Here is a 25,384-nt window from a genome sequence, read left to right as displayed (position 1 = left end):
TAATGACGTTACGCGGCTCTGCCGCTATTCGCCTTTGTCTGACAAATCGTGTAAGCCCAATTTTTGTAATTTCAATAGTAAAGTGATCAAGCAAGATGTCAACTCATAACCACGACCCATTTCGGCTCCATACCCCCGAATTTGATTCCTTGAACAAACAATGGGATCGGCGCATTTTTTTGCTCAAAACGGCGCTGGGTTTGGGGGCCATCGCTACTGGGACACTCTTGGGCACCCGTTCCATTTCGAAGGGACCTTCATCCATGCCAGGCGAAGATTTCCAGCAAGCCATGCTCAACTCCTTGCCCCATTTTGCCCCCAAAGCCAAAAGAATTGTGTACCTTTTCATGAGTGGTGGGCCGTCGCAGTTTGAAACCTTTGATTACAAACCCAAACTCCAAAATCTTTTAGGCCAAGACCTGCCCGATTCGGTACGAAAAGGCCAACGCCTAACTGGCATGAGCGCCAATCAAGCCAGTTTACCCATCGCTCCTGCCTTTTGCCAATTCAACCAGCATGGGCAAAGCCAAACCTGGGTTAGTGACTTGTTGCCCCATACGGCCAAGGTGGTAGACGACTTGTGCATCGTCAAATCGGTTTTTTCCGAAGCCATCAACCACGACCCGGCACTGACTTTTTTCCAAACCGGCAATCAGCTCCCGGGGCGGCCTTCAATTGGCTCCTGGATCAGTTATGGCCTGGGTTCAGACAATCAAAACTTGCCCACTTTTATCGTCCTGGTTTCCAAGGATGCTCCCCGCGACCAACCTTTGTACGCTCGTTTGTGGGGCAATGGTTTTTTGCCTTCCGAGCACCAGGGCGTGCAGTTCCGTTCGGGTAAAGACCCCGTTTTGTTCCTCAACAACCCGGAAGGTTACGACGGGGCCGACCGCCAGGAAATGCTCGATTACCTCAAACAGCTCAATCAACTACAAAACGAGGCTTACGGCGACCCGGAGGTGAATGCCCGCATCGCCCAGTACGAAATGGCTTACCGCATGCAAACCTCGGTGCCCGAAGTGATGGACATTTCGGAAGAGACGGATGAAACCTTTGAATTGTACGGCCCTACTAGCCGGGATCCGGGAACTTATGCGGCCAATTGTATTTTGGCACGCAAACTATTGGAAAAAGATGTTAAGTTCGTGCAATTGTACCACCAGGGCTGGGATCACCACGGCGGTTTGCCAGGTGGCATGAAGCAGCAATGCCAGACCATCGATCAGCCTACGGCGGCTTTCATCACCGACCTCAAACGCAGGGGCTTGTTGGAGGATACCTTGGTTATTTGGGGTGGAGAATTCGGGCGGACGGTGTACTCTCAGGGTATTCTTACCGCGGACAATTACGGGCGGGATCACCATCCGCGTTGTTTCACGATGTGGATGGCCGGTGCCGGAGTCAAAGCGGGATTTAGTTTTGGCGAAACCGACGATTTCAGTTACAACATTGTCAAAGACCCGGTGCATGTGCACGATTTTCATGCGACCTTGATGTACCTGATGGGCATTGACCACGAGCAGTTGATTTACAAGTTTCAGGGGCGGCGCTTCCGGTTGACGGATGTGCATGGGAAAGTGGTGAAGGGAATTTTGGCTTGAAAATTAGTTGAGTAGTTGATAAGTTGAGTAGTTGAGGCTAGCGCAGTGGTGACACACATCACACCCACACATCACACTCACACCCATTCTTGCGGTAGCCTCAACTACTCAACTTATCAACTTTCTCAACCTCACACCAACATACATCAGTTATGCATCCACGCAGAAAATTCATTCGCAATGCTGCTTTGGCCTCCGCTGCCGCAGTGGCCAGTCCCAGCTTTGGTTTTTCCATTTTGCATCCAGAGCTCCAGCCCGAAGATACCATCATCGGACATGGCGAATTCACCTACAAAGTAAACAGAGGCTGGGCCAAAATCAGCGCCAATACCAACCCGCTGATCAACTGCCACGAGATGGTTCAGGACAGCAAGGGGCGTTTGATCCTATTGGGCGACCATACCCACAACAACATCCTGATCTTTGACCAATCCGGCAACTTGCTCGATTCCTGGGGGCACGCCTACCCCGGCGGTCACGGCTTGACCCTCAGCAAAGAAGGGGGCGAGGACTTTTTATGGATTGTCGATTGTGGGTATTACCAGGACAAATACGGAGCTGGCAAAGCGCAGTCTGGTCAGGTCATCAAAACCGACCTGACTGGCCGCATCATCTTCAGCATCGGGCATCCCCGCACCATTGGCATTTACAAGGATGATGAGCGCTTTCAACCCACCGAAACCGCTGTTGCGCCCAATGGTGACCTGTATGTGGCGGATGGCTACGGCTCCGATTACATCATCCAATACAACAGCAAAGGCCAATACATCCGGCATTTTGGTGGCCGCAACAACGCCAACAAAGAGCACAATCTTGTCAATGCCCACGGCGTAGTGGTAGATACCCGCGACCCTAAAAACCCAGTACTGATTTGTACCTCGCGGGAAGAAAACTGCTTCAAGGTGTTCAGCCTGGATGGCAAATACATCAAGCGCATCGACCTGCCGGGCTTGTACGTTTGTCGCCCGGTGATGGATGGCCAAAATTTGTATGCAGGGGTGTGTTGGTCCAAGGATGCAGCGGGCAATCGCCAGGGTGATTCTGGTTTTGTGACCATTCTGGATGCCAACAACAAAGTTGTTTCCAATCCAGGCGGTACGGCACCAGTTTATAAAAATGGGGTATTGCAGCCTTCCCTGGCACTGAGCAATAGGGTGTTCCACCACGGCCACGATGTGTGTGTGGACAATGACAAAAACGTTTATGTGTGCCAGTGGAATGCCAACCACAGTACTCCAGTTAAATTAACCAGAGTTTAAATGGGCTACTTCCACCCACTGCTGGTTCATTTGCCCATTGGCTTTTTGCTACTGGCCATTTTGATGGACCTATTGGCTTACCGCAGCGCGTTTGTACAATACCGCGCTGCGGTGCCCATAACCTTGTTTTTGGGCTTTGTAGCCGCACTTTTGTCTTGTTTGACGGGGTATTTGTTGGCCAATTCGGGCGACTACGATTTCAGCAGTTTACAAACCCACCAACAGGCAGGTTGGATTGTAGCAGGGGCCAGCGGCGGACTTTGGCTGCTCAATGCGGTGTTTTTTCGCAAACAAAGCCAGGCAGGTTCGCGCTGGGTGAGCGCGTTACTCCTTGCTTTGGGCGGTTTGATCGCCTACACCGGGCACCAGGGCGGCAGTTTGACGCATGGCAGTGATTACCTCTCCTGGCGGGCAGCGAACGAAGCTGAAAAACCAATCCGCAAAGTTGCTGTGGTGGATAGTACGGCCCTCGAAATACCCAAAGTCAATCCCGATCTGCCCATGGAGGTGGATACCCAGGCAGTGGAACAATTGCGCCAATTGGGTTTCAATGTGCGTTTCATGCTCAAACGCCCGGTGATGTTGGACCTGACCTTGCCGGCCCAATCGGGAAAATCCATCGCAGAAATGCAGCCATCTTTACAAGCAGTTGCCCCGAGTATCGTTTGGTTGAATTTGTCGGACAATGGGCTTTCGGAAAAAGATTTGTCCTGGTTAAAAGCTTGTCGGAATCTGGAGAAGTTAAAATTGGGGAAAAATCCGGTTGGGGATGGGGTACTGGAAGTTTTAATGGGCTTAAAACACCTGGAAGCATTGAACCTGAACGAGACTCAGGTTAGTACTGGTACGGTTGAAAAGCTACAAAATTCAGGTGTAAAGAGGATTTACCATTGGAAGCAATAAGCTTGAGTTTTGCATCAAGAAGACCAGTAAAATGCATAGTCAAAATTTGACGCCTTGGAGTTATTGGGATGACTTGAATCCAAGTAAAAGACGCGCAAACTGGTAATTATTTTGTTTTTTATCTTGACTAACTAAGCGACAAAGTCTATCTTGCTGTCTATTCCATCACACCAAGATTCTAATCCCATGAATCCTGTAAAAAAACTGATTTCCCTGGCTTTTTTGCTTGCCATCACCACCTTTGGATTCGCACAAACGCCTGAACAACTCGAAGATAAAATCGCCAATGCCTGGCGGGATAGTTTGGCCAAACACATCCCTTTCTTTTACTTGACCGACGAGTACATCAAAGTTGAAAAGGAATGGGACCAAAAAATATTTAGCATTGACAACAAAGACCTTGTTCAGTACCTCACCTTGAAAGGGGGCTTAAAACCGGATGCAGGATTATTGGGCGGAGAAGTCCTGGTACCTATTGCGCGCAAAGCCCTCAAAGGCAGTGAATTTCACCTGTCACTTTATGGCAAAAGTTCAAACAACAACGATATAAAACCTACCCTCGTTGAATTTGGAAAAGTTGTTTGTGATTGTCTGGAGAAAAAAGCGGGAACCATCGACCAGCAAAAGTTGACTTACAAGCAACAAGATTCCCTGAGAAATCAAATTTTGCTTGAATGCTCTCAGGCAAATATGGCCGATCACCGTTCAAAATTATTTTTGGATTACAAGTTCCAGGATCAAAATTCCAGCAAACAATTTAGTAGCCTTATCTCTGGCTATTTCTTTACCAATTGCTCGACCATGATCAATGCCAGTGCAGATTCAAAAGCAGCCATCTGGGGTGACCGTATTTTTTGGGAACTCAGAAGAAACTATAGCAGATCAGCCTGGAATGTGATCGAAGCCCTTAAGGAATCAATCACCGACAAACTTAGCGATCAATTCATTGGTGTTCAGAATTTTAATATAGCCAAACCAACTTTAATCAAAGCACAAACCATTTTTAAGGCAAATCGCGGGGCCTTTGCGATGACCAGGCCCGAAGATGAAACAAAAAAAGACAAGCATACTTTTCAGGTATTCAATTTTATAGCCAATAAAAAAATGTTGTTTCAACTGGCCTTTGAATACCAGACTGATCCCAATAGCAAGCTGAAATCAGTGGTTTTTATTCCTCGGGAAAAAATCAAAAACATTCAGGAATTGGACAAAATACTGGAATCTGGTCCGCCGCCGCCACCCACGGAGGAATTGCCGAAAAATTAACCCATCCTTGCCAAATCCGAAGTACGAATAAGATTCCTCCTTGTATTTGAGCAACACTCATCCGTACTTCGGATAAAAAATTGGCTTATATTCCTACAACTGCCCTTCCAAACCCTTTAAATTGGAAGGTCTTTTGGCCTTGGTTGTTACGATTTCTCCTTCCTCGTTGACGATGAGGTACCAAGGAATGGACAAACTGCCCCCTTGATCAAAAATCTTCACCAAATCATTGGTAAAGTCTTTGTTGGTCCGCAGGTGATTGCCTTCCAATTTGTAATACTTGATCATACCTTTCCAGGCCTCCTCCCGCTCGGGTTCATCAATGGAGATGTACAAGATGTCGTAGCCTTTTTCCGCCAACAGTTTTTTAAGGCCTTCTTTATGGGCGAACTCGGCCTTGCAGGGGCCACACCAGGTTGCCCATACATCAATGTACAATTTTTTCCCTTTAAATGACTGGAGTGCTTCTTCCAGGGAATTGAGGTCGGCGTAGTTTTCTACAAATTTGTATTGGTCTGAAAAGCCAGCGGCTTGAGCCTGATGGTATTCAACAATGGGATCGACCAAAGGTTGGAGATACTTGGTGAAGGGACTTTGAGGATACTGTTGTTTGAACTGTTCCACCAAAGCAATCAGCTCCTTTTCATATTCCTTTTGCAAACAGGCACTATAGAGGTAAGAAAATTGAAAATACTCCAAAAACTCCCCACTAAACCGTTTTGGGGCATCTTTCATTTTAAACGTATGAATTGTTTCGTTTTTATAGTGCGCTTCGAGTTGCTTGGGGTCAAAATCCTTGTCTAAAAACATCGAAACACCCTGATAGGTATCCGCATACTCCTGCCACCAAAAGGAGCGAGTTAAGCTCTTGTTGTTGATAGGGTATTCTTTCATTGTTTCCGCAAACCAGGATTGATAGACAGGAGAAAAGCTTTTGATTTTATCAGGATCGGTTCGCAGCAATTTCACCCAAACGATCTGTGCCTGCATGGTAGCATAATAACAATCCCGATCTGCTTTGACCAATTCAAAAAAAGCCGGGGTGATTTTTTTGGCCTTGAGCAAGGCAGAAAAGGGTTCCAGGTCTTTGGCTTTTTCTGCCGCGATTTTGGATTTGATCTCGCTGATGACGGTATCTTTAAAATACTTACGGGCAGCGGCTTGCACAAATCCTGGGTTCGGCAGGGCATGAAACAATTTTTGCCCGGCCTCGTTGGGGCCTTTTGCTTCAAAAAAATCTTCGTCTTTTTCTGCGCCGAGACTGAGTGTGTAGTGCTCCCCTGGGCTAAGGATCAGGGTCTTTTTGGTTTGGTCGGACCCGCCAATGGCCACAATGGAAGTTTGTTCACATGGAATTTTAATCTGAAAATTCCCCTGCGCATCAACCGGGGCACTCGCTTTAAGCACCCAATGGAAAATCCCTCGATGGGGGATCGTATAAATCACTTCTTTAAGGGTGCCTGCATTGACTTTCCCCGAGATTGTGACTTCTTTTGGAGCGAGGTTATTGGCGTTCCAGGCCAACAGCAGCCAGTTTAGTAATAAAAAAGAGGATAATTTCATCTATTCTAATTTTGAGGTGACAAGTGTTGGTGTGTATTTATTTAAACTACAGACGAAAATAATTTATTTTAACATACAACACAACAATTGTCGCCCTCAAAATTATTGGTATTCAGCCTCAAAGCGATACTCCCCCGATCCCACTTCTACCACCGCATACCCATCCCGATACTTCAGCCCACTCAAAGCCACTCCATTCTCCGTGACCCGGCCATTTTCCTTACACTTGATCCAGACCGCCGCCTGCACATTCGCAGGAATGTTCACCCGCAGCGAAAAAGTGGAACCCTGAATTTTCCAATCACTTTCAATTTTACCCTGCACCGACTGGTAAGCCCCTTTTGCCCAGGTCAAATCCCCAGCTGGTTGGGGCTTGATGATGACTTTGGAAAAACCGGGAGCGGTGGGGTTGATTCCCAGCAGCGAGCGGTAAAACCATTCATCGATGGAGCCAAACATGGGGTGATTGGCCGAATAGGTGAACCCAGGGTCGCCCCAGGTTTCCCACAAGGTGGTAGCCCCTTTGGCCAGCATATCGCCCCAACCCGGGTAATCGCGCTGGTTGGCGATCTGGTAGGCCCACTCGTTCAGATTTTCTTCCCGCAGCACGTCAAAGAGGTATTTGGTGGAAAAAATACCCGTGGAAACGTGCATGTTGTGGCGTTGAAACTCCTGCTGGAGCACGTCCAAGGTCTGTTTGCGATCGGGTGCAAGACCGTACCACAAGGCAAACAATTGCGCCGACTGGGTTGCATTGTCAAAACGCCCGGTGCCATTCACATGGTAATGGTTCACAATGGCGCGTTTGATGTTAGCGGCCAGTTTCTGGTATTTCTCCGCGGCTTCTTTTTTCCCTAAAATCTCGGAAAACTCCGTCATCAGCAGGGCATGGTGGTAATAAAAAGCGGCGGCAGTCAGGGCCTCCGGCTTGGTGTCCAGCGCTTCGTGGTCGCTAATGTCCCAGTAGAAGAGATTGCCGACAGCCTTGCTTTGCAGGAAAGCCATCTGCCGTTCGAAGGCCGGGTAATACTGCTCGATTACCCGTTTGTCGCCATAGAACTCGTACAGTTTCTTTTGCAAAAAAGGAAAACCCAGCTGCCAACCCAGTGGACCCGACTGGTCGCCATAGCCCCGATCGGCGATACCGGTAAAAGGGGCAATTTCGGTGATCCCCCCCTCAGGGCGCTGTTCATTGGCAAAGTCGCGTACGGTCTTGCCGTAAAAATTGGCCATGTTGTAGTTGTACAAAAACGCTTCGGAGCTCACCACCATATCCGCACCGTAGCCCATTTTTTCGCGGGCGGGGCAGTCCGATTGTACACTAAATACGTTGCTCAAAAAAGTCCATTGAATGACTTCGTGCAATTGGTTGAATAGCGCATTGGAGCACTCAAAACTGCCATTGGGTGATAAGTCCGTATTCATCCGCAGGCCCTGGATATCGTCCAGAGCAGGTGCCTGACCCGGCCAGCCCACGATCTCAATGTAACGGAAGCCGTGGAAGGTAAAGCGAGGCACAAAAGTTTCCCCGAGGGCATCGCCGCGCAAGATGTATTCGTCCTTTTGCCAGGCGGTTTTGGGAGCTCCCGGGCCACCGCTGAGTCGCCAGGCTTCCTTGATTTGGCCGGCCACGGTAGTCCACCAGTTCAGGTGGCCGTTTTTTAGGGTATCCTCCCCATAGCGCATGGTGATTTTGGCCCCGGCCGGGCCTTTGACTTTGAAGCTGGCCACCCCGGCGAAGTTTTGCCCCATGTCCACCAAAAAAGTATCCTTCCCGATCAACTTGATGCTGCGCGGGCGAATCGTTTTGGTGATGCGGATGGGTGGCTGCATTTGAGCGGTCAGTTCACCACTAGGGCCTTTGCACAAGCTGGCTTTTGACCAGGGTTTTGCCTCATTGAAGCTGCGTTCCAGGCGGGCGTCCTGGTGTTCACCGAGGTAGACGTTGTTGCGGATGATGGAGCTTGGCGCGGTTTCCCAGGTGTCATTGCTGGCGATTATTTCTTTGCTGCCGTCGCTGTAAGTCAGGTGGATTTCGGCCCGCAAACAAGGGCGGCCCGTTTCCTGAAAATTGCGCAAATCCCAGCGGCCAAACAGGCGCAGTGGCAGGGGATTCCACCAGCCATTGCCCAATTGGACTCCAAAAACATTGTTTCCTTTTTGTACCTGGTTGGTCACATCATGCACCACGTACAAGGCCTGTTTGCGATAGGTGGTAAACCCAGGATCGAGCACATGATCCCCAATTTTTTGCCCATTCAAAAAGGCTTCGTGGTAACCCAGTCCACAGATGTACAAACGCGCTGAGTTGATTTTTTTACTGGTCGAAAACTGCTTGCGAAACATCGGCATCGGGTCATCTTCGTAGTATTTTTCTTCCTGAGTGGGAGGTATACTGCCATCGTTGATCCAACTCGCCTGCCAGTCCTTGGGGCTCATCATGGCTGTTTCAAACCAGGCGGTTTTGCTCCACTCCGAAGCTTCCCCGTTTTGGTTGTAAACTTTTACTTTCCAAAAGTAGCGGGTGAAGGATTGCAGGGCTGGTCCGGCGTATTCAATATGCAGGTTTTGAGCGGAATTGATTTTGCCAGTTGACCAGATGCTGGCCTTGTTTTGCTCCAATTGTTTTTGATCGGTATGGAGGACGATTTCGTAGGCGGACTGGCTTTGATTGCGGGCAGTAGCACTAATAGTCCAGGACAAACGTGGCTTGGCCACATCAATCCCCAGCGGGTTTTCCAGGTACTCACAAGTCAGTTGAGCCACCTGTAAGGGCGCAATGGCGTTGAGGGTCAGGGGTAAAAAAAAGACGAACAGGGCTAATATTCTTGCTGACATGGTTAAAAATTGTAGGACTTTACTGAATAGGCTGTGTCTGCAATGGAGCAGTTGAATTAAATATCCTGATTTTTCCACGATTTATCCCTATTATGATAATTTTTTTGAAAAAACAGTATGGAATAAACCAAGTATTGGGGCAAAAATAAATGTTCATTTTTCCTTAGCCAGAGGATTAGATAAGACACTTAAATTGAACCGTTTACTTATCTAATCCTCTAGCAAAATGAACATTTATTTTTTTATCGCCCCCAAGCTGCTTTTCTTTGCAAAAAAAGTACTCATGCGTGCATTAACCGTTTTTTGCGGAGCCAATACCGGTGCCGACCCTAAGTATACCCAGGTAGCCCGCCAAATGGGCGAATTGTTGGTGCAAGAAAACCTCACCCTGGTGTACGGGGGTGGAAAAGTAGGCCTCATGGGCGTGATTGCCGATGCGGTATTGGAAAATGGAGGTAGAGTAATCGGGGTGATTCCCCATTTTTTGGCCCACAAGGAAGTGGAACATCCAGGAGTGACCGAAATGTTTTACACCGAAACCATGCACGAGCGCAAGATGAAGATGTTCGAAATATCGGATGGGGCCATCGCCATGCCGGGTGGTTTCGGCACGCTAGATGAGTTGTTTGAGTTGTGTACCTGGGCGCAATTGGGTTTGCATGAAAAGCCCCTGGGGCTGCTCAACATCCTGAGTTTTTATGATAGTCTGATTGAGTTTTTGGGCCGTGCAGTGACGGATGAGTTTTTAAAAACAGAAAATCGGGGGCTGATTCTGGATGCCAAAGAGCCTAAAGCATTATTGGAAAAGATGAGGAATTATCAGCCGATTCATGTGCCTAAGTGGATTCGGAAGGAGGATGTGTAAAGGAGGTGTAAAAATTTCAAACAAGTCCATGGTCATACAACTGGACATTTTTGTATCTCAGAAGCGAAGGACATGAATTGCCACGTGCTTTAGCGCGTGGAAGGGTATTGACTTTTGGGTGGACTTTAGTCCTGGCGTTTATATTTAAAAGAGGGCTAAAGCCCATTTTCAAACAATCCTGCTACCCACGCGCTAAAGCACGTGGCAATTCATGTCCTTCGAGTAAACTGTCAAGCAATGTCGTCTAAAGAACTATTCACTTCAACTGAATATCCTCATTGATCGTTTGGTAAGCTCCCACCGCTTTTTGCATAGCCGACTTCAATTTGGTCAACAACTTGCCCGAACCACTCGCCAGATTGTTTTTTTGCCCGGGGTCGCTGCGCAAATCGTACAATTGCGCGCTGGGTGCAACCCCCAACTCGATGTTCACTTCCTTGTGCACAGCCATACCTTTATACGGTGGAATAAAGGCATATGGCCCGGAACGATAAGCCAATCTTCCCGATGCTTCCAATACCAACTCCTTGCGCCCCTTTTTGTCTTTTCCCAACAAAGCTGTCAGTTGATTTTGGCTGTCCATTGCCGGGGTATTGAGTTTCAGCAAAGCGGCAAGGGAAGCGTACAAATCCAGTTGGCAAAACAAGGCATCCGACACACCAGGACTAACCCGAGCCGGCCAATGCACGATAAAAGGCACTTTGGCACCGCCCTCAAACAAACTGTATTTACCTCCACGCAAGCCACCGAAGGGGTCGTGTGCGCCCACTTTTTCCACTGCATCATCGTAATAACCGTCGTTCAGCACGGGGCCATTGTCACTGGAAAAAAGAATCAAAGTGTTGTTCAACAATCTCTTGTTTTGCAGGTGTTTCAAAATTTCTCCCACGCACCAGTCCAACTCCAGAATGGCATCCCCCCTCGGGCCCATGCCCGATTTACCCACAAAACGAGGGTGTGGCACCCGAGGTACATGCGGCTGATGAAGAGCGAAATAGAGAAAAAAAGGCTTGGCTGCGTCACTACCGATGAAGTTCAGCGCTTTTTCCACAAACACATCGCCCATGGTTTCATCCTGCCAAAGGGCAGCTTTGCCACCGCGCATAAAACCAATGCGGGGAATGCCGTTGTGCACACTCTGATTGTGGCCGTGGTGCCATTTTTGTTTGGTCAACAATTCAGGGTTGGTCAATGCAGTAGGCTCTCCAGGGAAGTTTTTTTCATAACTCACTTGCAATGGGTCCTGAGCCGACAGACCCACAACCCGGCGGTTTTCGATGTAAACCGTTGGCACCCGATCGGTGGTAGCCGCCATGATGAAGCTGTAATCGAAACCCAGGTCGTTGGGGTTTTGCTGGATAGGCTGATTCCAGTCCATGCTGCCATTGCCCAAGCCCAAGTGCCATTTGCCTACAACCCCGGTGCGGTAGCCCTGAGTTTTGAGCAAATCAGCGACCGTTTTTTGAGCGGTATCCAACAAGGCTGGCGCGTCACCCGTGAGGATTTTTGCACGTGGATTCCGCCAGGGGTATTGCCCGGTCAGGAGGGCGTAGCGGCTCGGCGTACAAGTAGCCGAGGTCGCATAAGCGTTGGTGAAGCGCAAGCCGCCCTGCGCCAGTTTATCGATATTGGGAGTAGCCAATTTGCCTTTGCCATAGGCACTGACGTCACCAATGCCTAGGTCATCGGCGTAAATAATGAGGATATTGGGCTTGTTTTGGGCAAGGATTTGACCAATACCGCTCAGCAACAAACAAATGCTGACCCAAAGGGGCTTTTTGGCAAAGAAAAGACGAAGGATTATTTTCATGGTTGATGGCCTTTTGCGAGCAATTCAGTAGGATGCTTAAAACTAAGGGGATTTTTGGAAATGCAAACAGCTGAAATTTCCTTTGCGTCCAACCAACCACCTATCTATCCAACCACAGGTCAAACTTCGCCAATTTATCACTGTCTTTACAAACCCATTGCTGATTTTGGAAAATGAAAGTTGCGTCCATTTTCCGGGTCAGCTTCACCCTAAACTTACCCTCGTCGTCCAGTTCACCATCTTCCAATAGATAATGCACGATCAGTTCGTTCTTGTTCCACTCCAGACCGGCACTAATACTACGCGGCTCCCCTATATCGTTCCCAAAAGCAGCCCATTGGCCCAAAGGAATAGAAGTTTGCTCCTCCTGCTGCCTCAAAGTTTTAAACAGATACAAATCAGTGGCACAAAAACCCAAACCCGTTGAACAGGTTTTGATGCCAAAAAAATCGCCGTAGCGATTGAAGCCTTCGTAGAGGTTGTCCCAGCAACATGAATAATTGCCGTGAAAAAATCGGGCCGACTGAAGTAGCTTCCCAGCCTGGTTCAACTCAATGATCAGGTGGGTTTCAAAGGTGTATTCAGGGCTATAATCGATGCTGCAATAATAAAAATGGCCACTTTCTTTGACTTTGTAGTATTTGCCAAGGGTGTCACTGTCATGCAAGTTGTCCCAAGAGCGACCAACAGTGTCCGTTAGGTTATTGGCAATTAAAAAAGGGAGGCCGTCTTTTTTGGTGACAAAACCAGAGTCTTGTTGAAGCAGTAGAGGATGGAACCCTGAGGGGCCGGGATTAGATTGGAAAGCCTGCTTTTCGGGCTTGCTGTTACAGCCTGTAGCAAACAGCATCAAAACTAGGCCACAGCTAATGTTCATTAAACCGGGCCATACAAAATCGAATGCAGAGACTCTTTTCATTTTTCGTTTCATCCATTTTTCCTTTGTTGTCGTTTCCTACCCTTCGAGGCGAAGCCTCAAATTTTTCCATCATTCCTTAAACCCGGTCACCTCCCGCAACAACTTAAAAAAACCCTTCTTTCGTTCCGAATTGATTCCCCAGTCCACGGGCACGCTTTGGTAGCCGTCCTCAAATCCTTCGTCCTTCATACGGTAGTCAAAATATCCCCAGGAGGCATAAGCCTGAATGGCCGCTACAAAATTATTTTGCTCCGCTTCGAAGTTGAAATGATCGTCTTCGTTGAACAGGATGGGAGTATTGTGGTAGCCCACCACATTTTTGGTATCAGTCACCAGTTTGGTAATCTTCGCAGGATCGCGTACCCCATTGCCATGCAGCAAGACAAAATCAGCCACTTTAAGCACATTGGGTTGGGGTAAAGTACCTCCGCCATAACTTGTACTGACCAAAAGTCGGTAATTTCCTTTGCGCGTATTTTGCACCCGCTCAATCAGTTCATGTACCCGCTCTGGTTGCAGGATTGGGTGATTGTAGCTGATGTTGCATTCATTGTTGATTTCTACCAGGATGTTCCGGTATTTTTTCTTGAGCAGCCAGGAGCTGATGTTGTCTACTGCCCGGATGACCGCTGCCTCATCTTGCAAATGTTCGTCCTGGCCAAAATAGAAGTAGCCCAAAATAACCACCATACCCAATTCATTGGCTCGGTTGAGGATCATTTCCAGACGGCGCAAATAATCGGGGCGCAGGTTCCCCTGAGGGTCAAAAGCCGAATTGATCCAACCTTTGTTGCCATACCCCAATGGACTTCCACCTTGCAGATTAAGGGTAAAAGCCAACATTCCATGACTTTTCCATAAGGGCATTGCCGCGATGAATTCCCGGGTATTGCGCTCCGGATCCCATTTTTTGGTGTCGGCGTATTGAAATTGATCCCGGGTTGCTGGGTTCAAATCGTCAAAGATACCCTGCACCATCCGGGAGTTAAAGAGTAGTCCTTCTATTTTGTGGCCATGCCACTCCCGTCCCCGGTAGGTCAATTGTTTGTTGATCTTGAATTGATTGCCCGTGATGGAAACACTCGTTTTTTGGGCAATGGTCTGAGGAAGAAAAGATACAAAGTACAGCAGGCTACCGAGGAGGATCGATTTCATGGAGAAGGAATTTCTCCAAAAATAGGAAAAATCGCGTATTCAGTGCAAGATTGTGCTGAAGTCAATCCAGCACAATCTAACCCATGATGCAAAATGATCGCTTGTTTTTTTATCGCCCTAATGCCCGTGCGAATCGTGCTCGTCGTGCACATGCCCATGCTCGGCCTCCGCAGCAGTAGCCGCACGAATGCCCAACACCTCAGCAGAAAAACGAATCCCCAAACCCGCCAAAGGGTGATTGTGGTCTAACATTACCTGGTCATCTTTCATCGCTATCACACGCCAGATGATGGTTTCACCCGTTTCTTCATCATCCTCTTCCAGCATATCCCCTATTTGTAGTCCGGGAATGTTTAGATCGCTCAGGGATTCTACCCGCACCAGGTTGAGGTCACGCTCGCCATAGGCATCTGCGGGTGCAAGGTCAATTTCAATTTTTGTTCCCAGCGTTTTCCCTTCCAACACCTCTTCCGCTTTGGGGAAAATGTTGTCGTACCCACCGTGCAGATAGGGGAAACCTTCCTGGCTTTCTTCCAAAACTTCACCACCTATTTCTTGAATCTTGTAGCTGATGGTTACTACAGTGTTTTTTTGAACTGTGTGCATGTTTGTGCTTTGAGGCCGCAAAGGTAGTATTTTTAGTATTATCTTTAAGCTGTTGGACACTCCCCTTGGGGATACTTTTGGTAAGCGTCCGATCCTTTCCACACCCAGCAACTCGAATTCCCTATGAAAAAATGGCTTTTGCTCCTTTTGCTAATCCAGCAAATAAACACCCAGGCCCAAGACCATAAAGACCTAATTTACGCCAAAACACCCCAAAGAGACCTCACTTTAGACATTTATTTACCACCCCAAACTACCAATGCCCAACTGATCATTTGGGTACACGGGGGTGCCTGGCATGGAGGCTCCAAAGCCGATCCGCCCAAGGAGTTATTACCAAAAGGATATGCCTTGGCCAGCATCGAGTACCGACTGACTACCGAAGCGGTTTTTCCGGCCATGATCCACGACATCAAAGCCAGCATCCGATTCCTCCGGGCCAATCAGAAAAAATATGGCTACCAGGCGGATAAAATCATCCTCTGGGGATCTTCCGCTGGTGGGCATTTGGCCGCAGTGGCTGCGTTGAGCAATGGAGATGCTTTTTTGGAAGGAACCATGGGAGATTATACCAGCACCAGCTCCAGGGTAGACTTGCTCCTGGACCTCTTTGGGCCCAGCAATTTTAAAAACATTTTAGCCCAGTCTACGCCCCATGGTATCAATGTAAGAACTCCGGCCCTGGCCCTCTTTTTTGGGAAGCCGCTGGAAAAGGTAGAGGCAACTTTGATAGAAAAAGCCAGCCCAGTCTTCCTCGCAGGCGCCCAGGACCCGCCTACTTTTTTGGCCCACGGCAACCAGGATCCACAGGTGCCCATCAACCAAAGCATCGAATTGCACCTGAAACTACAGGCGGTAAAAGTGAAAAGTGAGCTGCATTTTTTGAATGAGATGGGGCACGGAGGCAAAGATTTTTCTGCTCCGGATTTTGTGAACCTGATGGATCAGTTTATCAAAAAGCACTTATAAAAGCTTATCACATGAAATACCTGATATACCCATTCCTGCTTTGCCTATCCATTTCCAGCAGCCATGCTCAGTCTTCCCTGGCTGCGCCCATCCTGCTGTGGCCACAGGGCGCTCCCGGTGCCACGGGGACTTCAGACGAGGACAAGCCAGCAGTGATTCCTTTTGTTCCGGAAAAAAGCAAACAAAACGGCACGGCTGTTTTGGTGATTCCCGGCGGTGGATTTACCATCCGGGCAGTCGATCATGAAGGTGTGCTGGTGGCACAGTGGTTAAAAGAGCGGGGCATTACAGCCTTTTTGTTGCGCTACAGGCTGAGGCCACTTTATGATCGAAAAGACTGGCTGGCCGATGGCCAAAGAGCCGTGCAATACATCCGGGCCAATGCCGCCCAATACCAGATCGACCCTGATCGGGTGGGCGCGGTAGGGTTCTCGGCTGGAGCCATGTTGGTGGCAGACCTGGGCTTCAACGCAAGCCTGGGAGATGCCAATGCCACGGACCCGCTAGAGAAGCAATCTGCTTTGCCCAATTTTGACATCCTGGCCTATGGCGCCATGCCTTTCCCTGCAGCCCTTTCTCCAGAACGGCTAAAACAAGTGCCGCCCACTTTTATGTTTGGCACGGTGGAAGACGCCGGAAGTCTGAATGGGCTAAGTACCCTCTTTGTGGATTTGGTTAAAAACAAAGTCAAGGTAGAAGCGCATTTCTTTCAAAACGGGGTACATGGCGCCGGCTTTGCGGTAGGTGATCCCATTTTGGGGGAATGGCCCAAGCTGCTCTGGAACTGGATGCATACCAATGGGTTTCTTTCTCCCAAAAAACGTCTGGCTTTGAATGGGCTGGTAAAATTGGATGGTAGCCCTCTTTTAAGGGGAATGATCATGCTCACTCCGCTGGATAATCCCAATGATCCTCCGGTGATCATTTATATGACCAATACGGGCACTGGCGAGCTGGGCCGGTTTTCCATACCCGCCGAACAGGGGCCGGTAAAGGGGAAATACAAAGTAGAAGTGCGCCAGGAAGCGACCCGCTGGACCAGCAATAGCCGCGATCCTTTTATGATCAAAATGATGGCGAAACAAAGGGACAATACCCTCAGCGATGCTGACAAAAAGGAATGGGGCGAGTTCTTGAGAAAACGAAACTTGAATCCGAGTATTGATAAGCAAAGGGTTTTCAGCAGACAAAGGCCGGGGGATGTAAAGGATTATGTGCTGGAGATTGGGGAAGGAAAGGAAGTGGTGATTGAGGTGTGGAGTAAGTGAGGGAAGGAATTGGTCCCCTGCCCACCCAAGGCAAGGCTATATTGTGCCTCCACTTTTTTCCATTTCCACAATCGAATCAATAAAATCATTCACATACAGTTCTTTCAACTCCTGGTATTTTTTTCGATCCTGATTCGCTTGTTCGGCCAATGCGTATTTCATTTGCTGGTATTTGATCCTGGCCTCCTCATTTTTGCGCAGATGGTTGCGGGATAAAAGGTGCCTTTCAAGCGCTTTACTATCCGTTGGGCATACGTAAAGATGGTGTTTGATGCGGTCCAATACCTCATGGCTCAATTGCCCATTCCTTTTGAACACCTCCCGGCCTTCAAGTCCTTGGTTTCCATTGTGGTAATAGCCAATTTTTTCAAGCCCCAGTTTTATTTTTTCAAAATCGGATTTTACAAAGTATACAATGTCAATGTTAATGATGGGTTTTGAATCCAACTGGGGCACGGAGGTACTGCCTACATGTTCAATGCTGCATTCAAGCCCGCTTAGAACTGGTTCAAGTTGGCTTTTGATGTCGTTGAATTGCTTCACCCAGTTTGGGTTGTATTTTTCGATGAGCATTGGTTGGTTTTGTATACGGTTGAGGTGGTCCGCGCTTACAGTTTTTTGCTTTACTCTTAAGGCTCAGCCACATCAAAAATTCATTGTCCCTCTATCTCCCTTCCAAAGCGAGATTAATACTATTTCCCTAACTTTGCAATACCCATTAAACCCAGCGCCATGCAGCAACCCTCTTTCCTGAAAAAACTTACCATTACCTTACTCTTGGGTCTTTTTGGAGTGAGTGTTCTACCAGCCCAACACTTAAATTATCTGAACACCAGCAAAGATGCAAAGACCCTGGATCTTGAAAAATTCAGCGCGAACTTGAGCAACATTTATCGGGATAGTTCCGTCGGCTGGGCTTATACGATTTCGAAAAAAGGTAAACTCCGCTATGATCAATCGGGCGGTTTTAAAATAAGCCCGGCCGATCGGTTAAACCAGGAAGGGCTACCCTTTTTATCTTCTACCCGAATCCATGTTGCCTCCCTAAGCAAAACCGTTACCGCATTTGCCATTGCTCAATTGGTAGATCAAAAAAAATTGAATTGGGATGATCCAGTGAAGGCTTATCTACCTTCGTATTGGAAGTTCCATCCCGACTTTGAAAACCTGAGCATCCTGGATCTGGTGGCGATGAGGAGCGGCCTGGACGGCCCGCTTGATGCCCTTTCATCGGGCACTGCTTCATTGAGAAAACTGATGGAAAAAGGCCCCAATCCAGAAAAACGTGGAAAATTCAATTATCAAAATACCAGTTATGGCTTGTTGAGAATAGTGATTGCTTATGCTACAGGGTATCAGGAGTTGCAGCCCGCTGCAGATTCATTGGTTGTTGGTATGGTAACCGCTAACCTCTACAAAACTTTTGTCAATCAATCGCTCTTCAAGGCAGCTGGAATCCCTCCTGCTGAGTGCAGGATGACCGACCTTGAACCGGTTTTTCAATATCCTTTTCCTTACTCCAATGAACCAGGTGAACTCACCGGATGGACAGGCCAATCGAACCTCAATGACCTGAGTGAATACGCGGGTGGTTTTGGGTGGTACCTTTCCGCTGCCGATGCTGCCAAATTGATCAATGCAGCCTTTGTCGACAAAAAACTATTGTCAAGTAATGCGCTGGCTACTTTATTTCAACTCGATTATCCATTCAAGATTCGCAAAAATGCTTACGGCGAACATTTTGGTTCCGGAGGCGATTGGGGCCACCCCACCCCCAACGGCAGCTGGCGGGGAATTCATGCCTATTATTACTGTTTTCCGGAGGATGTTGTAGTCACCGTGTTTGTGAACTCGGGGGATAGTTCTCCCAATGTTCGGGTCATCCGGGCTTATGAGCAGGCTTTTAAGTGAAGGCAAGGGGTCGACAAATCACCATGGTGGGAGGCTTTTATGTTGGAGCAAGAAGACTTGGGCTATTTGGCCCCCCAGTTCAAGTCTTCCTCGTTAACTTCCGAGCTGCAAAGCTGGTACATGGTTATGAGAGACCGTCCACCTGCGCTGTGCCTGAAATTTTAATGGGAAAACTTAGCCAAGCCATTAAACCAAAACTTAGTTGATATCGTATATTCAGACAAAGGATCTAATTTTTACTTCGACTCGTCAGGATTTGTACCTGTATACCAAAAAACATGCGCAAAACCTGGCGTTGCCCAGTATTTAAAAACACCCGAAATGAAACGCCTTAGTCTGTTTGTATGCCTGATAACGAGTTTATCTGCTTATCATTTGTCCGCCCAAAACAATTCCTGGAAATTCCGAAGTGATCGAAATGGAATTCAGGTTTTTACACGCAAAGACAGCACTTCCGATATTTTAGAAATAAAATTTCGGACTGAAGTCAAAGCCAGTTTAAATGCAGTGGTCGCAATGGCCTGTGACATTCCCAATCTAAAAAACTGGGCTTACCGCCTTAAAGAATCTTCTCAGTTAAAAGAGGTAAGTGAAACTGAAGGGTATTTGTACATGTACAGCGATTTCCCCTTTCCTTTTTCTGATCGGGATATGATTGTCCATTACACTATGAAACAGGATCCCTATACAAAACAAGTTACGTTCGTAAGCAAATCCGTTTACAATGCAATACCCGAAAAAGACGGCGTGGTGCGGATTAAAATGATTGAATCCAAATGGACCTATACCCCTTTACCAAATGGTATGGTACGCCTGGAATATCAACTCAAATCAGATCCCGGAGGGAACATCCCAAATTGGCTGATCAACCTGGCTGCCGACGATGGCCCCATCAAAAGCATTGCAAATTTGAAAGAGTTTTTACCCAAATACGAAAATGCAAAGGTAGCTTTTTTGAAATAGTAAAGATAGGGATGCGAAGTATAAATGATTGGCATTCCCAACTGCCTACCGCCTGAGTTCAAGACTTCCTTGCTAACTTTCGAGCGGTAGAAGTTAAAAGTTTCCCGCTTGTCCAATTCTTCTTATACATCGCCAAAGCACAACGCTGGTGCAGTGTCTTCTATGTTGAATTCCAAGCGTAACGCGACAAAATTTAAGCAAACGGACAAAAAATATTTTTTCGGCCAGAAGCACTTGGGAGCAACGACCGTCAAAGTAGATATTTTTCTTTTCAACAGCGCCCTCGCTAATTTACGGGGTGCTGTTGAAAAGAAAAATATCGCCGTTAGGAATGTGTTCAAAGCAGATGCCCGTCCATCACTCTCATGACCTGCACCAGCGTTGCGCTTTGGGGTTAATGGGGAAGACTTGGACTAGCGGGGGAATCTTTAACTTAATGATGTAAAATATAAGAATGGAAAAATATACTGAAATTCTTAGTAAAGTTGATGGTGTCTTTTTTTTGATAAAAACTTTAGAAGAAGATCATACCCCTGCCGAAGTGGCTTTGGACACCAATACACAATTAATTTGGGGGCAAATAGGTTTGACTTCACTAGTGTCCGGTTCTAATCAAAAGATATTCAACTGATTAGAAATTGGAGTTTCGGAGTTTTCAATTTCATACACTCCAAGTAGCTGAGAAACAGGCATTTTGTCCAAAATCGACACGCTTAAAATTTGGAGAATTTCATTCATAGTTTTGGGAATTTGTAATTTTTCCTTCAAAATTTTGACCATCAGGTAAACTTTTGCCAAAATAAGTGCTCAAAACCAGCCGCAATGCCCAGGGAATGCAGGCAGATGTATTTGCCCAAAAAGCACTCAAGGCCATCCAGCAGCGGCAAAAAAACGTTTACATCGGTGGAGCTAAAGAGCAGCTGGCCATGCTGCTAAAACGCTTGACGCCGGCCTTTTTGACCGCATCATCAAAAATCAGAAAGTGACCTAAGTAACGCAGAAAATACTTTGCAAAAAAAGAACACAACTATTGTCAATCGCTAAAATTATTGTTAACTTAGTTCCTGACAATAGGAGATTCTCTCCCTTTCACCTAAAACCTAAATCAAATAAAAATGAGCAGCCCACAGCCCAAATTGTATAGCATTATCATCAAAGCAGCCGATTTACAGTCCGGTACATTAACCTTATCCGATGGTGGCGAGACAGATGTCTCTTTTGTTGCTGCTGGAGATTGGATTACGTGGACCATCAGTCCTGACGCAGCAAATATTGCGAGGATAACCGCCATTACAAAGAAAAATGATGCGTCTCAAAATCTCTTCATATTGGGTCCCCAGGAAATACAAGGCGCGAATGGCCCTTATTGGTTTGGTGTTGCGATGGGCCAGATATACACCTTTGAGGATTACTCCATTTCCTGGGAAGATACGGAGGGCCATCCGCATACTTATGACCCAAGGATTCAAATGAATCCATAATCTGATTTATGAAATTACCACAAAAGAAAGCTTACTGGCTCTCAATAGGCTTTCTTTTTTTTACAGTGCATGCTAGCTATAGCCAGGATCAGCAAATAGCTGACAGCCTAGCTATTGTATATAAAGCGGATAAAACCCGTGGCCTTGAGCACTTAGAGTTGCTCAGAAATCTGGCTTTTAATGAAATCAATGACCTTCAGTTGGCGCTGGCCTACGCTGAGGAATTGATTGTGCTGTCCAAAAAACAAAAAAACGACCTTTACTTACACCGTGGATATTTTCAAAAAGGCAATAAAAAACGCCTGCTGGGTGAACTGGAGGAGGCCCTAGCTGCTTATTTCAAGAGTTTGGAGGCTGCCAAAAGGGAAAAATACAGTCAAGGTGAAGGCATGGTTTACAGTACGATTGCTGACGTATACTCTGTTTCCAATAATCATGTCAACGCTAAACTTTATTACAGCAAAGCGATTCACACTTTGCGTCAATCCGGAGAATCCATTGCACTTGCCTCAACTTTGGCCAATGCAGGGTATGAATTTTACAACACCAACACTTACGATACTGCCTTCAGTTACTTTAAGGAATCGAGTAAAATTTTTGAAAAACTAGACTACCCCAACGGTAAAGCTTATAGTTTGGGCAACATCGGCATGCTGTATACCAAACTTGGTAAACACAAGCAGGCGGAAGAAATCATTAATGAAGCAATTTTGATCCTGGAAGAAGTTGAAGATTATCCCCCTATCTGTGAGTACCTCATTTCGATGGCAGACATTTATTTTGCAAAAGGGGATTTAATCCGGGGAAAGACATATGCCCAAAAAAGTTTGGACTTGGCCTTGCAATATGGGTTGAAAGAACAAATTAGGGACGCCAACCTCAAACTGTCAGAACTCTACGAAAAAATTGGGGATACCAAAACCTCACTGCAATACTACAAAAATCACATCACCTACCGAGACAGTGTGAACAACCTCAAATCAATACAAGCCATGGCCGATTTGCGTACCAATTTTGAGGTTTCCCAAAAGCAAACCGAGGTCGATCTACTCAAAGAGCAAAGGCGCAATCAGCAGAATCAGATGATTGCGCTGGCCATTATTTTGGTTTTAATCATTATCATTTTAGGGGCTTTGTACTGGTTTTACCGCGCCATTTCCAGAGAGCACAAACGTTCCGAAAGCCTGCTTTTGAACATCTTGCCCGCTGAAACAGCCCAGGAGCTCAAAAAGAACGGCAAAGTAGAGGCCGTCAAGCTGGATGAGGTGACGGTACTGTTTACGGATTTTGTCGAATTTTCGAAAAAGGCCGAACACATTGAGCCTGAGCACCTGGTTCGAAGTATTGATTTTTATTTCAAGGGATTTGACGAAATCACTTCGAAATATGGCCTCGAAAAAATTAAAACCATCGGCGACGCTTACATGTGTGCCAGTGGGCTGCCGACCCCCAACCAGGCGCATGCGCGCAATGTGATACTGGCCGCCAGGGAAATGGTTGAATTGGTCAACCAAGCCTTGCAATTGGAGGATGGGCTCAATCACTTTGAAATCAGGATCGGGATTCATTCAGGCCCGGTAGTGGCCGGGATTGTCGGGATCAAAAAATGGCAATATGATATTTGGGGCGACACGGTTAACATTGCCGCACGGATGGAGTCCGCCTCACAACCTGGCCGCATCAACCTATCCGATACGACTTATCAACAAATCAAAGCGGAATTTCCTTGTGAATACCGAGGTGAAATTGAGGTGAAAAACAGAGGAGCCTTGAAGATGTACTTTTTATCATGAGATGTAGAATGGGCGATTAGATGCCATTTTCACTGGGATGATGATTACCGTTGAAATTAGGTAGACTACGAACAAGCGTCTGATTGTTTTCAATATGATGGGTTTCTCGCCAGAAATTCGTGGTCTTATCCCACTTTACTCGGGATTTCTTGAGTGAAGTGAGCTTGAAAGATGATGATTTTGATGAAAAGAAGACGGGGGTGATCAGGGTCTCCGAAAAACAGGCTTGGGGTAACCCGGCTGAAAGGCAGCCCCCGCTCGACCAAGTCTTCCTCATTAATCGCTGGGCTGCACCAGCGTTGTGGCTTGGGATAATGGGGAAGACTTGGACCATCGTGTAGTGCAAGCTCAACCTAAACAAACTTAGCCTGATAAGCTTCCAGTGTTTGAGCAGCAACAGCCTCACTTAGCCCCTCAGTCTGTAGATGTACTGAAAGAATTTCGATTACGCGCTCCAAGCTAGTGCCAGATAGCAAGGCAATTTTCTCCAGGGAAAACTCCTGGAATGACCATAGGTTTTTGATGAATTCGCGCTCTTTGAGCTCAGCACCTTGCTCGATGCCTTTTTCGATTCCTTCCGCTTGAATCATGTCGTAAGCAGTCATCGCTTTGTGATTTAAATTGTCTGGAAAGTGCTTAATGAATCTGTTGATGGTTTCCCGCTCAATCTCGGCGTTTTTGAAAAGATATGCAAGCAGAGAAACGACAAAGTCGCTAACCTCTTGGTTTTTGGGCTCCAGGTGAATAAAGATCAATTCAGGATGCTCAAGAACGAATTGTGGCTCCCAAATGTGTTTGAGCATGAGCAAGGCAGATAACCGCTCGATGTCATTAATCGCTGGGCTACACCAGCGTTGTGGCATGGGATAATGGGGAAGACTTGGGCGAGCGGGAGAATTCATGCCTATTATTACTGTTTTCCGGAGGATGTTGTAATCACCGTGTTTGTGAACTCGGGGGATAGTTCTCCCAATGTTCGGGTCATCCGGGCTTATGAGCAGGCTTTTAAGTGAGGGGGCTGTGGCCAGTGCAAGCTCATTAGTACCTGCGCGCAGAGGAATAGGCTAACAATATCACCTATTCAGGTGAGCATGGATTTTGTGAACATTGCTACTTTTGGCGAGTTGAATGACACCCATTCCTTAAAAACACACCCATTCATGAAGCACCCATCTACGCTTTACACCCTGGTTTTTTTCTTGTTGTCGTTTGGAGCGCTGCCTGCTGTGGCTCAAGACCAAAGCACTTTTTCAAACAACCTGCTGCATACGGTGAGCGAGCGATCTTACATTCAGCTCATGCGCGGTAACATCCCTACCCGTAACCAGAACAGCAGTGACGAAATAGAGCGAGGCAACTTTATGGAGGCGCAAATTGCGCCAGTTTATTGGGTTCGATTTGGCGATAGCAGCAGGTTTGCCCTGAGTGTTGCCCCCAAAATCATCCTGCGTATGGCCGACAATGAAAGCTTCCCCATCAAAACGCCTTCATTTATGCCTACCCTTACTTTATTCCAGCGCATAAAATCCTCAAAATTAGCCAGTGCAAAACTTACCAAATGGCTCATCAAGCCCCAGCATCGTTTGTTCATCGTGTATAGATTGGCCCACCATTCCAATGGTCAAAAAGAGGACTTCTTTGTACCTGGAACCCGCAGAATTAATTTTGGCAGTGGAAATTTTACGACCGATTACTGCGAGCTGGGACTACAGTGGACGGATATAAGTGGCGGAGGCAATGGATTTTCGATCAATGGTCGTATTTCCTTCGAACAACACTTTTATGCCACCAGAGAAGAAAACCTCGCTGAATTGTATTACAACCAACGGATTTTGCTCGAAAATGAATTCAATTTGAGCCCGACCATCCAGCTTGCCACTCGTTTGGATGTGATGTTGGGCAATGGCAGCCGCTTTGAACCCGCCAGCGCTTACCAGCTTAGCCTGGAATTCCAACCTTTCCGCAAACAATCTGATCTATCCTTTTTCTTGCGTGCCTACACTGGGCCAGACTATTACAACATTCGGTATTTCTCTGATCAGCGTTTTTTGGGTTTGGGCATTCGCGCCAATCCAATGGGCAAAAATGCGTTGAATTGGTAAAAGCTGTAGCTGGGGCGCTAAGGTAGCAATGGGTGGGGATTCATTCCCTTTTACCTTTTTTGCGCTTTTCCCGAGCTTGTTGAATTCTCTGGGTGCAACTCCAATTGCAGAC

General features: G+C 47.1%; 23 protein-coding genes. 15 read left to right on the top strand and 8 right to left on the bottom strand.

Annotated elements, in window-relative coordinates; translation table 11 throughout:
- The first annotated feature begins 95 nt into the window (after positions 1–95).
- The 4 genes from SFV55_RS15090 (at position 96) to SFV55_RS15075 (ending at position 5,029) form a co-directional block, all read left to right on the top strand.
- Positions 96–1,601, top strand: coding sequence for a DUF1501 domain-containing protein (locus SFV55_RS15090; RefSeq protein WP_320030351.1), 1,506 nt, complete (start codon positions 96–98; stop codon positions 1,599–1,601).
- A gap of 152 nt (positions 1,602–1,753) precedes the next feature.
- Positions 1,754–2,860 carry a 6-bladed beta-propeller gene (locus SFV55_RS15085; RefSeq protein ID WP_320030350.1) on the top strand — a complete coding sequence of 369 codons (1,107 nt, stop codon included), beginning with the start codon at positions 1,754–1,756 and terminating at the stop codon, positions 2,858–2,860.
- The gene (locus SFV55_RS15080; protein WP_320030349.1) at positions 2,861–3,763 is read left to right on the top strand and encodes a DUF2231 domain-containing protein; all 903 of its coding nucleotides are present in this window, start codon (positions 2,861–2,863) and stop codon (positions 3,761–3,763) included.
- A 186-nt stretch (positions 3,764–3,949) separates the two neighbouring features.
- Entirely contained in the window at positions 3,950–5,029 is a 1,080-nt protein-coding gene (locus SFV55_RS15075) for a hypothetical protein (RefSeq protein WP_320030348.1), read from the top strand.
- A gap of 93 nt (positions 5,030–5,122) precedes the next feature.
- On the opposite strand, the gene SFV55_RS15070 is transcribed toward SFV55_RS15075, so the two are convergent.
- Entirely contained in the window at positions 5,123–6,592 is a 1,470-nt protein-coding gene (locus SFV55_RS15070) for a TlpA disulfide reductase family protein (protein WP_320030347.1), read from the bottom strand.
- 102 nt (positions 6,593–6,694) lie between these two features.
- Positions 6,695–9,430, bottom strand: coding sequence for a family 78 glycoside hydrolase catalytic domain (locus SFV55_RS15065; RefSeq protein ID WP_320030346.1), 2,736 nt, complete (start codon positions 9,428–9,430; stop codon positions 6,695–6,697).
- Positions 9,431–9,713: 283 nt separating this feature from the next.
- Between SFV55_RS15065 and SFV55_RS15060 the strand changes: the two genes are divergently transcribed.
- Positions 9,714–10,295 (top strand): TIGR00730 family Rossman fold protein, encoded by a 582-nt coding sequence (locus SFV55_RS15060; RefSeq protein ID WP_320030345.1) that lies wholly within the window; start codon positions 9,714–9,716, stop codon positions 10,293–10,295.
- Between the two features lie 256 nt (positions 10,296–10,551).
- On the opposite strand, the gene SFV55_RS15055 is transcribed toward SFV55_RS15060, so the two are convergent.
- The 4 genes from SFV55_RS15055 to SFV55_RS15040 form a co-directional block, all read right to left on the bottom strand.
- On the bottom strand, positions 10,552–12,105 hold the full coding sequence (locus SFV55_RS15055; RefSeq protein WP_320030344.1) for an arylsulfatase: 1,554 nt from the start codon (positions 12,103–12,105) through the stop codon (positions 10,552–10,554).
- A gap of 100 nt (positions 12,106–12,205) precedes the next feature.
- Positions 12,206–13,024: a hypothetical protein gene (locus tag SFV55_RS15050; protein ID WP_320030343.1), complete on the bottom strand. Its 819-nt coding sequence runs from the start codon at positions 13,022–13,024 to the stop codon at positions 12,206–12,208.
- A gap of 69 nt (positions 13,025–13,093) precedes the next feature.
- A complete protein-coding gene (locus tag SFV55_RS15045; protein ID WP_320030342.1) occupies positions 13,094–14,179 on the bottom strand; it encodes a hypothetical protein in 1,086 nt (361 codons plus the stop codon).
- 117 nt (positions 14,180–14,296) lie between these two features.
- A complete protein-coding gene (locus SFV55_RS15040; RefSeq protein ID WP_320030341.1) occupies positions 14,297–14,785 on the bottom strand; it encodes a peptidylprolyl isomerase in 489 nt (162 codons plus the stop codon).
- 123 nt (positions 14,786–14,908) lie between these two features.
- On the opposite strand from SFV55_RS15040, the gene SFV55_RS15035 reads away from it, so the two are divergent.
- Together SFV55_RS15035 and SFV55_RS15030 are read left to right on the top strand one after the other, a co-directional pair.
- Positions 14,909–15,754 (top strand): alpha/beta hydrolase, encoded by an 846-nt coding sequence (locus tag SFV55_RS15035; protein ID WP_320030340.1) that lies wholly within the window; start codon positions 14,909–14,911, stop codon positions 15,752–15,754.
- Positions 15,755–15,765: 11 nt separating this feature from the next.
- Positions 15,766–17,022 carry an alpha/beta hydrolase gene (locus SFV55_RS15030; RefSeq protein ID WP_320030339.1) on the top strand — a complete coding sequence of 419 codons (1,257 nt, stop codon included), beginning with the start codon at positions 15,766–15,768 and terminating at the stop codon, positions 17,020–17,022.
- A 36-nt stretch (positions 17,023–17,058) separates the two neighbouring features.
- Here SFV55_RS15030 and SFV55_RS15025 read toward each other — a convergent pair whose 3' ends face one another.
- Positions 17,059–17,595, bottom strand: coding sequence for a GrpB family protein (locus tag SFV55_RS15025; RefSeq protein ID WP_320030338.1), 537 nt, complete (start codon positions 17,593–17,595; stop codon positions 17,059–17,061).
- Positions 17,596–17,754: 159 nt separating this feature from the next.
- Here SFV55_RS15025 and SFV55_RS15020 point away from each other — a divergent pair, with 159 nt between their 5' ends.
- The 7 genes from SFV55_RS15020 (at position 17,755) to SFV55_RS14990 (ending at position 23,170) form a co-directional block, all read left to right on the top strand.
- Positions 17,755–18,933 carry a serine hydrolase domain-containing protein gene (locus SFV55_RS15020; protein WP_320030337.1) on the top strand — a complete coding sequence of 393 codons (1,179 nt, stop codon included), beginning with the start codon at positions 17,755–17,757 and terminating at the stop codon, positions 18,931–18,933.
- Between the two features lie 321 nt (positions 18,934–19,254).
- Positions 19,255–19,896, top strand: a complete 642-nt coding sequence (locus SFV55_RS15015; RefSeq protein WP_320030336.1) for an START domain-containing protein — start codon at positions 19,255–19,257, stop codon at positions 19,894–19,896.
- A gap of 108 nt (positions 19,897–20,004) precedes the next feature.
- Entirely contained in the window at positions 20,005–20,265 is a 261-nt protein-coding gene (locus tag SFV55_RS15010; RefSeq protein WP_320030335.1) for a hypothetical protein, read from the top strand.
- 85 nt (positions 20,266–20,350) lie between these two features.
- A complete protein-coding gene (locus SFV55_RS15005) occupies positions 20,351–20,527 on the top strand; it encodes a hypothetical protein (RefSeq protein ID WP_320030334.1) in 177 nt (58 codons plus the stop codon).
- Positions 20,528–20,699: 172 nt separating this feature from the next.
- Complete coding sequence (locus tag SFV55_RS15000; RefSeq protein WP_320030333.1) at positions 20,700–20,882, top strand: hypothetical protein; 183 nt, start codon at positions 20,700–20,702, stop codon at positions 20,880–20,882.
- 129 nt (positions 20,883–21,011) lie between these two features.
- Positions 21,012–21,377, top strand: coding sequence for a hypothetical protein (locus tag SFV55_RS14995; RefSeq protein ID WP_320030332.1), 366 nt, complete (start codon positions 21,012–21,014; stop codon positions 21,375–21,377).
- 8 nt (positions 21,378–21,385) lie between these two features.
- The gene (locus SFV55_RS14990; RefSeq protein ID WP_320030331.1) at positions 21,386–23,170 is read left to right on the top strand and encodes an adenylate/guanylate cyclase domain-containing protein; all 1,785 of its coding nucleotides are present in this window, start codon (positions 21,386–21,388) and stop codon (positions 23,168–23,170) included.
- A 353-nt stretch (positions 23,171–23,523) separates the two neighbouring features.
- Here SFV55_RS14990 and SFV55_RS14985 read toward each other — a convergent pair whose 3' ends face one another.
- Positions 23,524–24,072, bottom strand: a complete 549-nt coding sequence (locus SFV55_RS14985; RefSeq protein ID WP_320030330.1) for a hypothetical protein — start codon at positions 24,070–24,072, stop codon at positions 23,524–23,526.
- 258 nt (positions 24,073–24,330) lie between these two features.
- On the opposite strand from SFV55_RS14985, the gene SFV55_RS14980 reads away from it, so the two are divergent.
- Positions 24,331–25,272 carry a hypothetical protein gene (locus SFV55_RS14980; RefSeq protein WP_320030329.1) on the top strand — a complete coding sequence of 314 codons (942 nt, stop codon included), beginning with the start codon at positions 24,331–24,333 and terminating at the stop codon, positions 25,270–25,272.
- Positions 25,273–25,384 lie beyond the last annotated feature (112 nt).

Source organism: Haliscomenobacter sp., assembly GCF_033763495.1.
Classification (GTDB): domain Bacteria; phylum Bacteroidota; class Bacteroidia; order Chitinophagales; family Saprospiraceae; genus Haliscomenobacter.
This window is presented reverse-complemented; position numbering and strand designations above follow the sequence as displayed.

Bases quoted from the DNA above. Each gene is read 5' to 3' on its own strand.
- SFV55_RS15090 (WP_320030351.1), top strand. From the start codon at position 96: ATGTCAACTCATAACCACGACCCATTTCGGCTCCATACCCCCGAATTT.
- SFV55_RS15085 (WP_320030350.1), top strand. From the start codon at position 1,754: ATGCATCCACGCAGAAAATTCATTCGCAATGCTGCTTTGGCCTCCGCT.
- SFV55_RS15080 (WP_320030349.1), top strand. From the start codon at position 2,861: ATGGGCTACTTCCACCCACTGCTGGTTCATTTGCCCATTGGCTTTTTG.
- SFV55_RS15075 (WP_320030348.1), top strand. From the start codon at position 3,950: ATGAATCCTGTAAAAAAACTGATTTCCCTGGCTTTTTTGCTTGCCATC.
- SFV55_RS15070 (WP_320030347.1), bottom strand. From the start codon at position 6,592: ATGAAATTATCCTCTTTTTTATTACTAAACTGGCTGCTGTTGGCCTGG.
- SFV55_RS15065 (WP_320030346.1), bottom strand. From the start codon at position 9,430: ATGTCAGCAAGAATATTAGCCCTGTTCGTCTTTTTTTTACCCCTGACC.
- SFV55_RS15060 (WP_320030345.1), top strand. From the start codon at position 9,714: ATGCGTGCATTAACCGTTTTTTGCGGAGCCAATACCGGTGCCGACCCT.
- SFV55_RS15055 (WP_320030344.1), bottom strand. From the start codon at position 12,105: ATGAAAATAATCCTTCGTCTTTTCTTTGCCAAAAAGCCCCTTTGGGTC.
- SFV55_RS15050 (WP_320030343.1), bottom strand. From the start codon at position 13,024: ATGAAAAGAGTCTCTGCATTCGATTTTGTATGGCCCGGTTTAATGAAC.
- SFV55_RS15045 (WP_320030342.1), bottom strand. From the start codon at position 14,179: ATGAAATCGATCCTCCTCGGTAGCCTGCTGTACTTTGTATCTTTTCTT.
- SFV55_RS15040 (WP_320030341.1), bottom strand. From the start codon at position 14,785: ATGCACACAGTTCAAAAAAACACTGTAGTAACCATCAGCTACAAGATT.
- SFV55_RS15035 (WP_320030340.1), top strand. From the start codon at position 14,909: ATGAAAAAATGGCTTTTGCTCCTTTTGCTAATCCAGCAAATAAACACC.
- SFV55_RS15030 (WP_320030339.1), top strand. From the start codon at position 15,766: ATGAAATACCTGATATACCCATTCCTGCTTTGCCTATCCATTTCCAGC.
- SFV55_RS15025 (WP_320030338.1), bottom strand. From the start codon at position 17,595: ATGCTCATCGAAAAATACAACCCAAACTGGGTGAAGCAATTCAACGAC.
- SFV55_RS15020 (WP_320030337.1), top strand. From the start codon at position 17,755: ATGCAGCAACCCTCTTTCCTGAAAAAACTTACCATTACCTTACTCTTG.
- SFV55_RS15015 (WP_320030336.1), top strand. From the start codon at position 19,255: ATGAAACGCCTTAGTCTGTTTGTATGCCTGATAACGAGTTTATCTGCT.
- SFV55_RS15005 (WP_320030334.1), top strand. From the start codon at position 20,351: ATGGAAAAATATACTGAAATTCTTAGTAAAGTTGATGGTGTCTTTTTT.
- SFV55_RS14995 (WP_320030332.1), top strand. From the start codon at position 21,012: ATGAGCAGCCCACAGCCCAAATTGTATAGCATTATCATCAAAGCAGCC.
- SFV55_RS14990 (WP_320030331.1), top strand. From the start codon at position 21,386: ATGAAATTACCACAAAAGAAAGCTTACTGGCTCTCAATAGGCTTTCTT.
- SFV55_RS14985 (WP_320030330.1), bottom strand. From the start codon at position 24,072: ATGAATTCTCCCGCTCGCCCAAGTCTTCCCCATTATCCCATGCCACAA.
- SFV55_RS14980 (WP_320030329.1), top strand. From the start codon at position 24,331: ATGAAGCACCCATCTACGCTTTACACCCTGGTTTTTTTCTTGTTGTCG.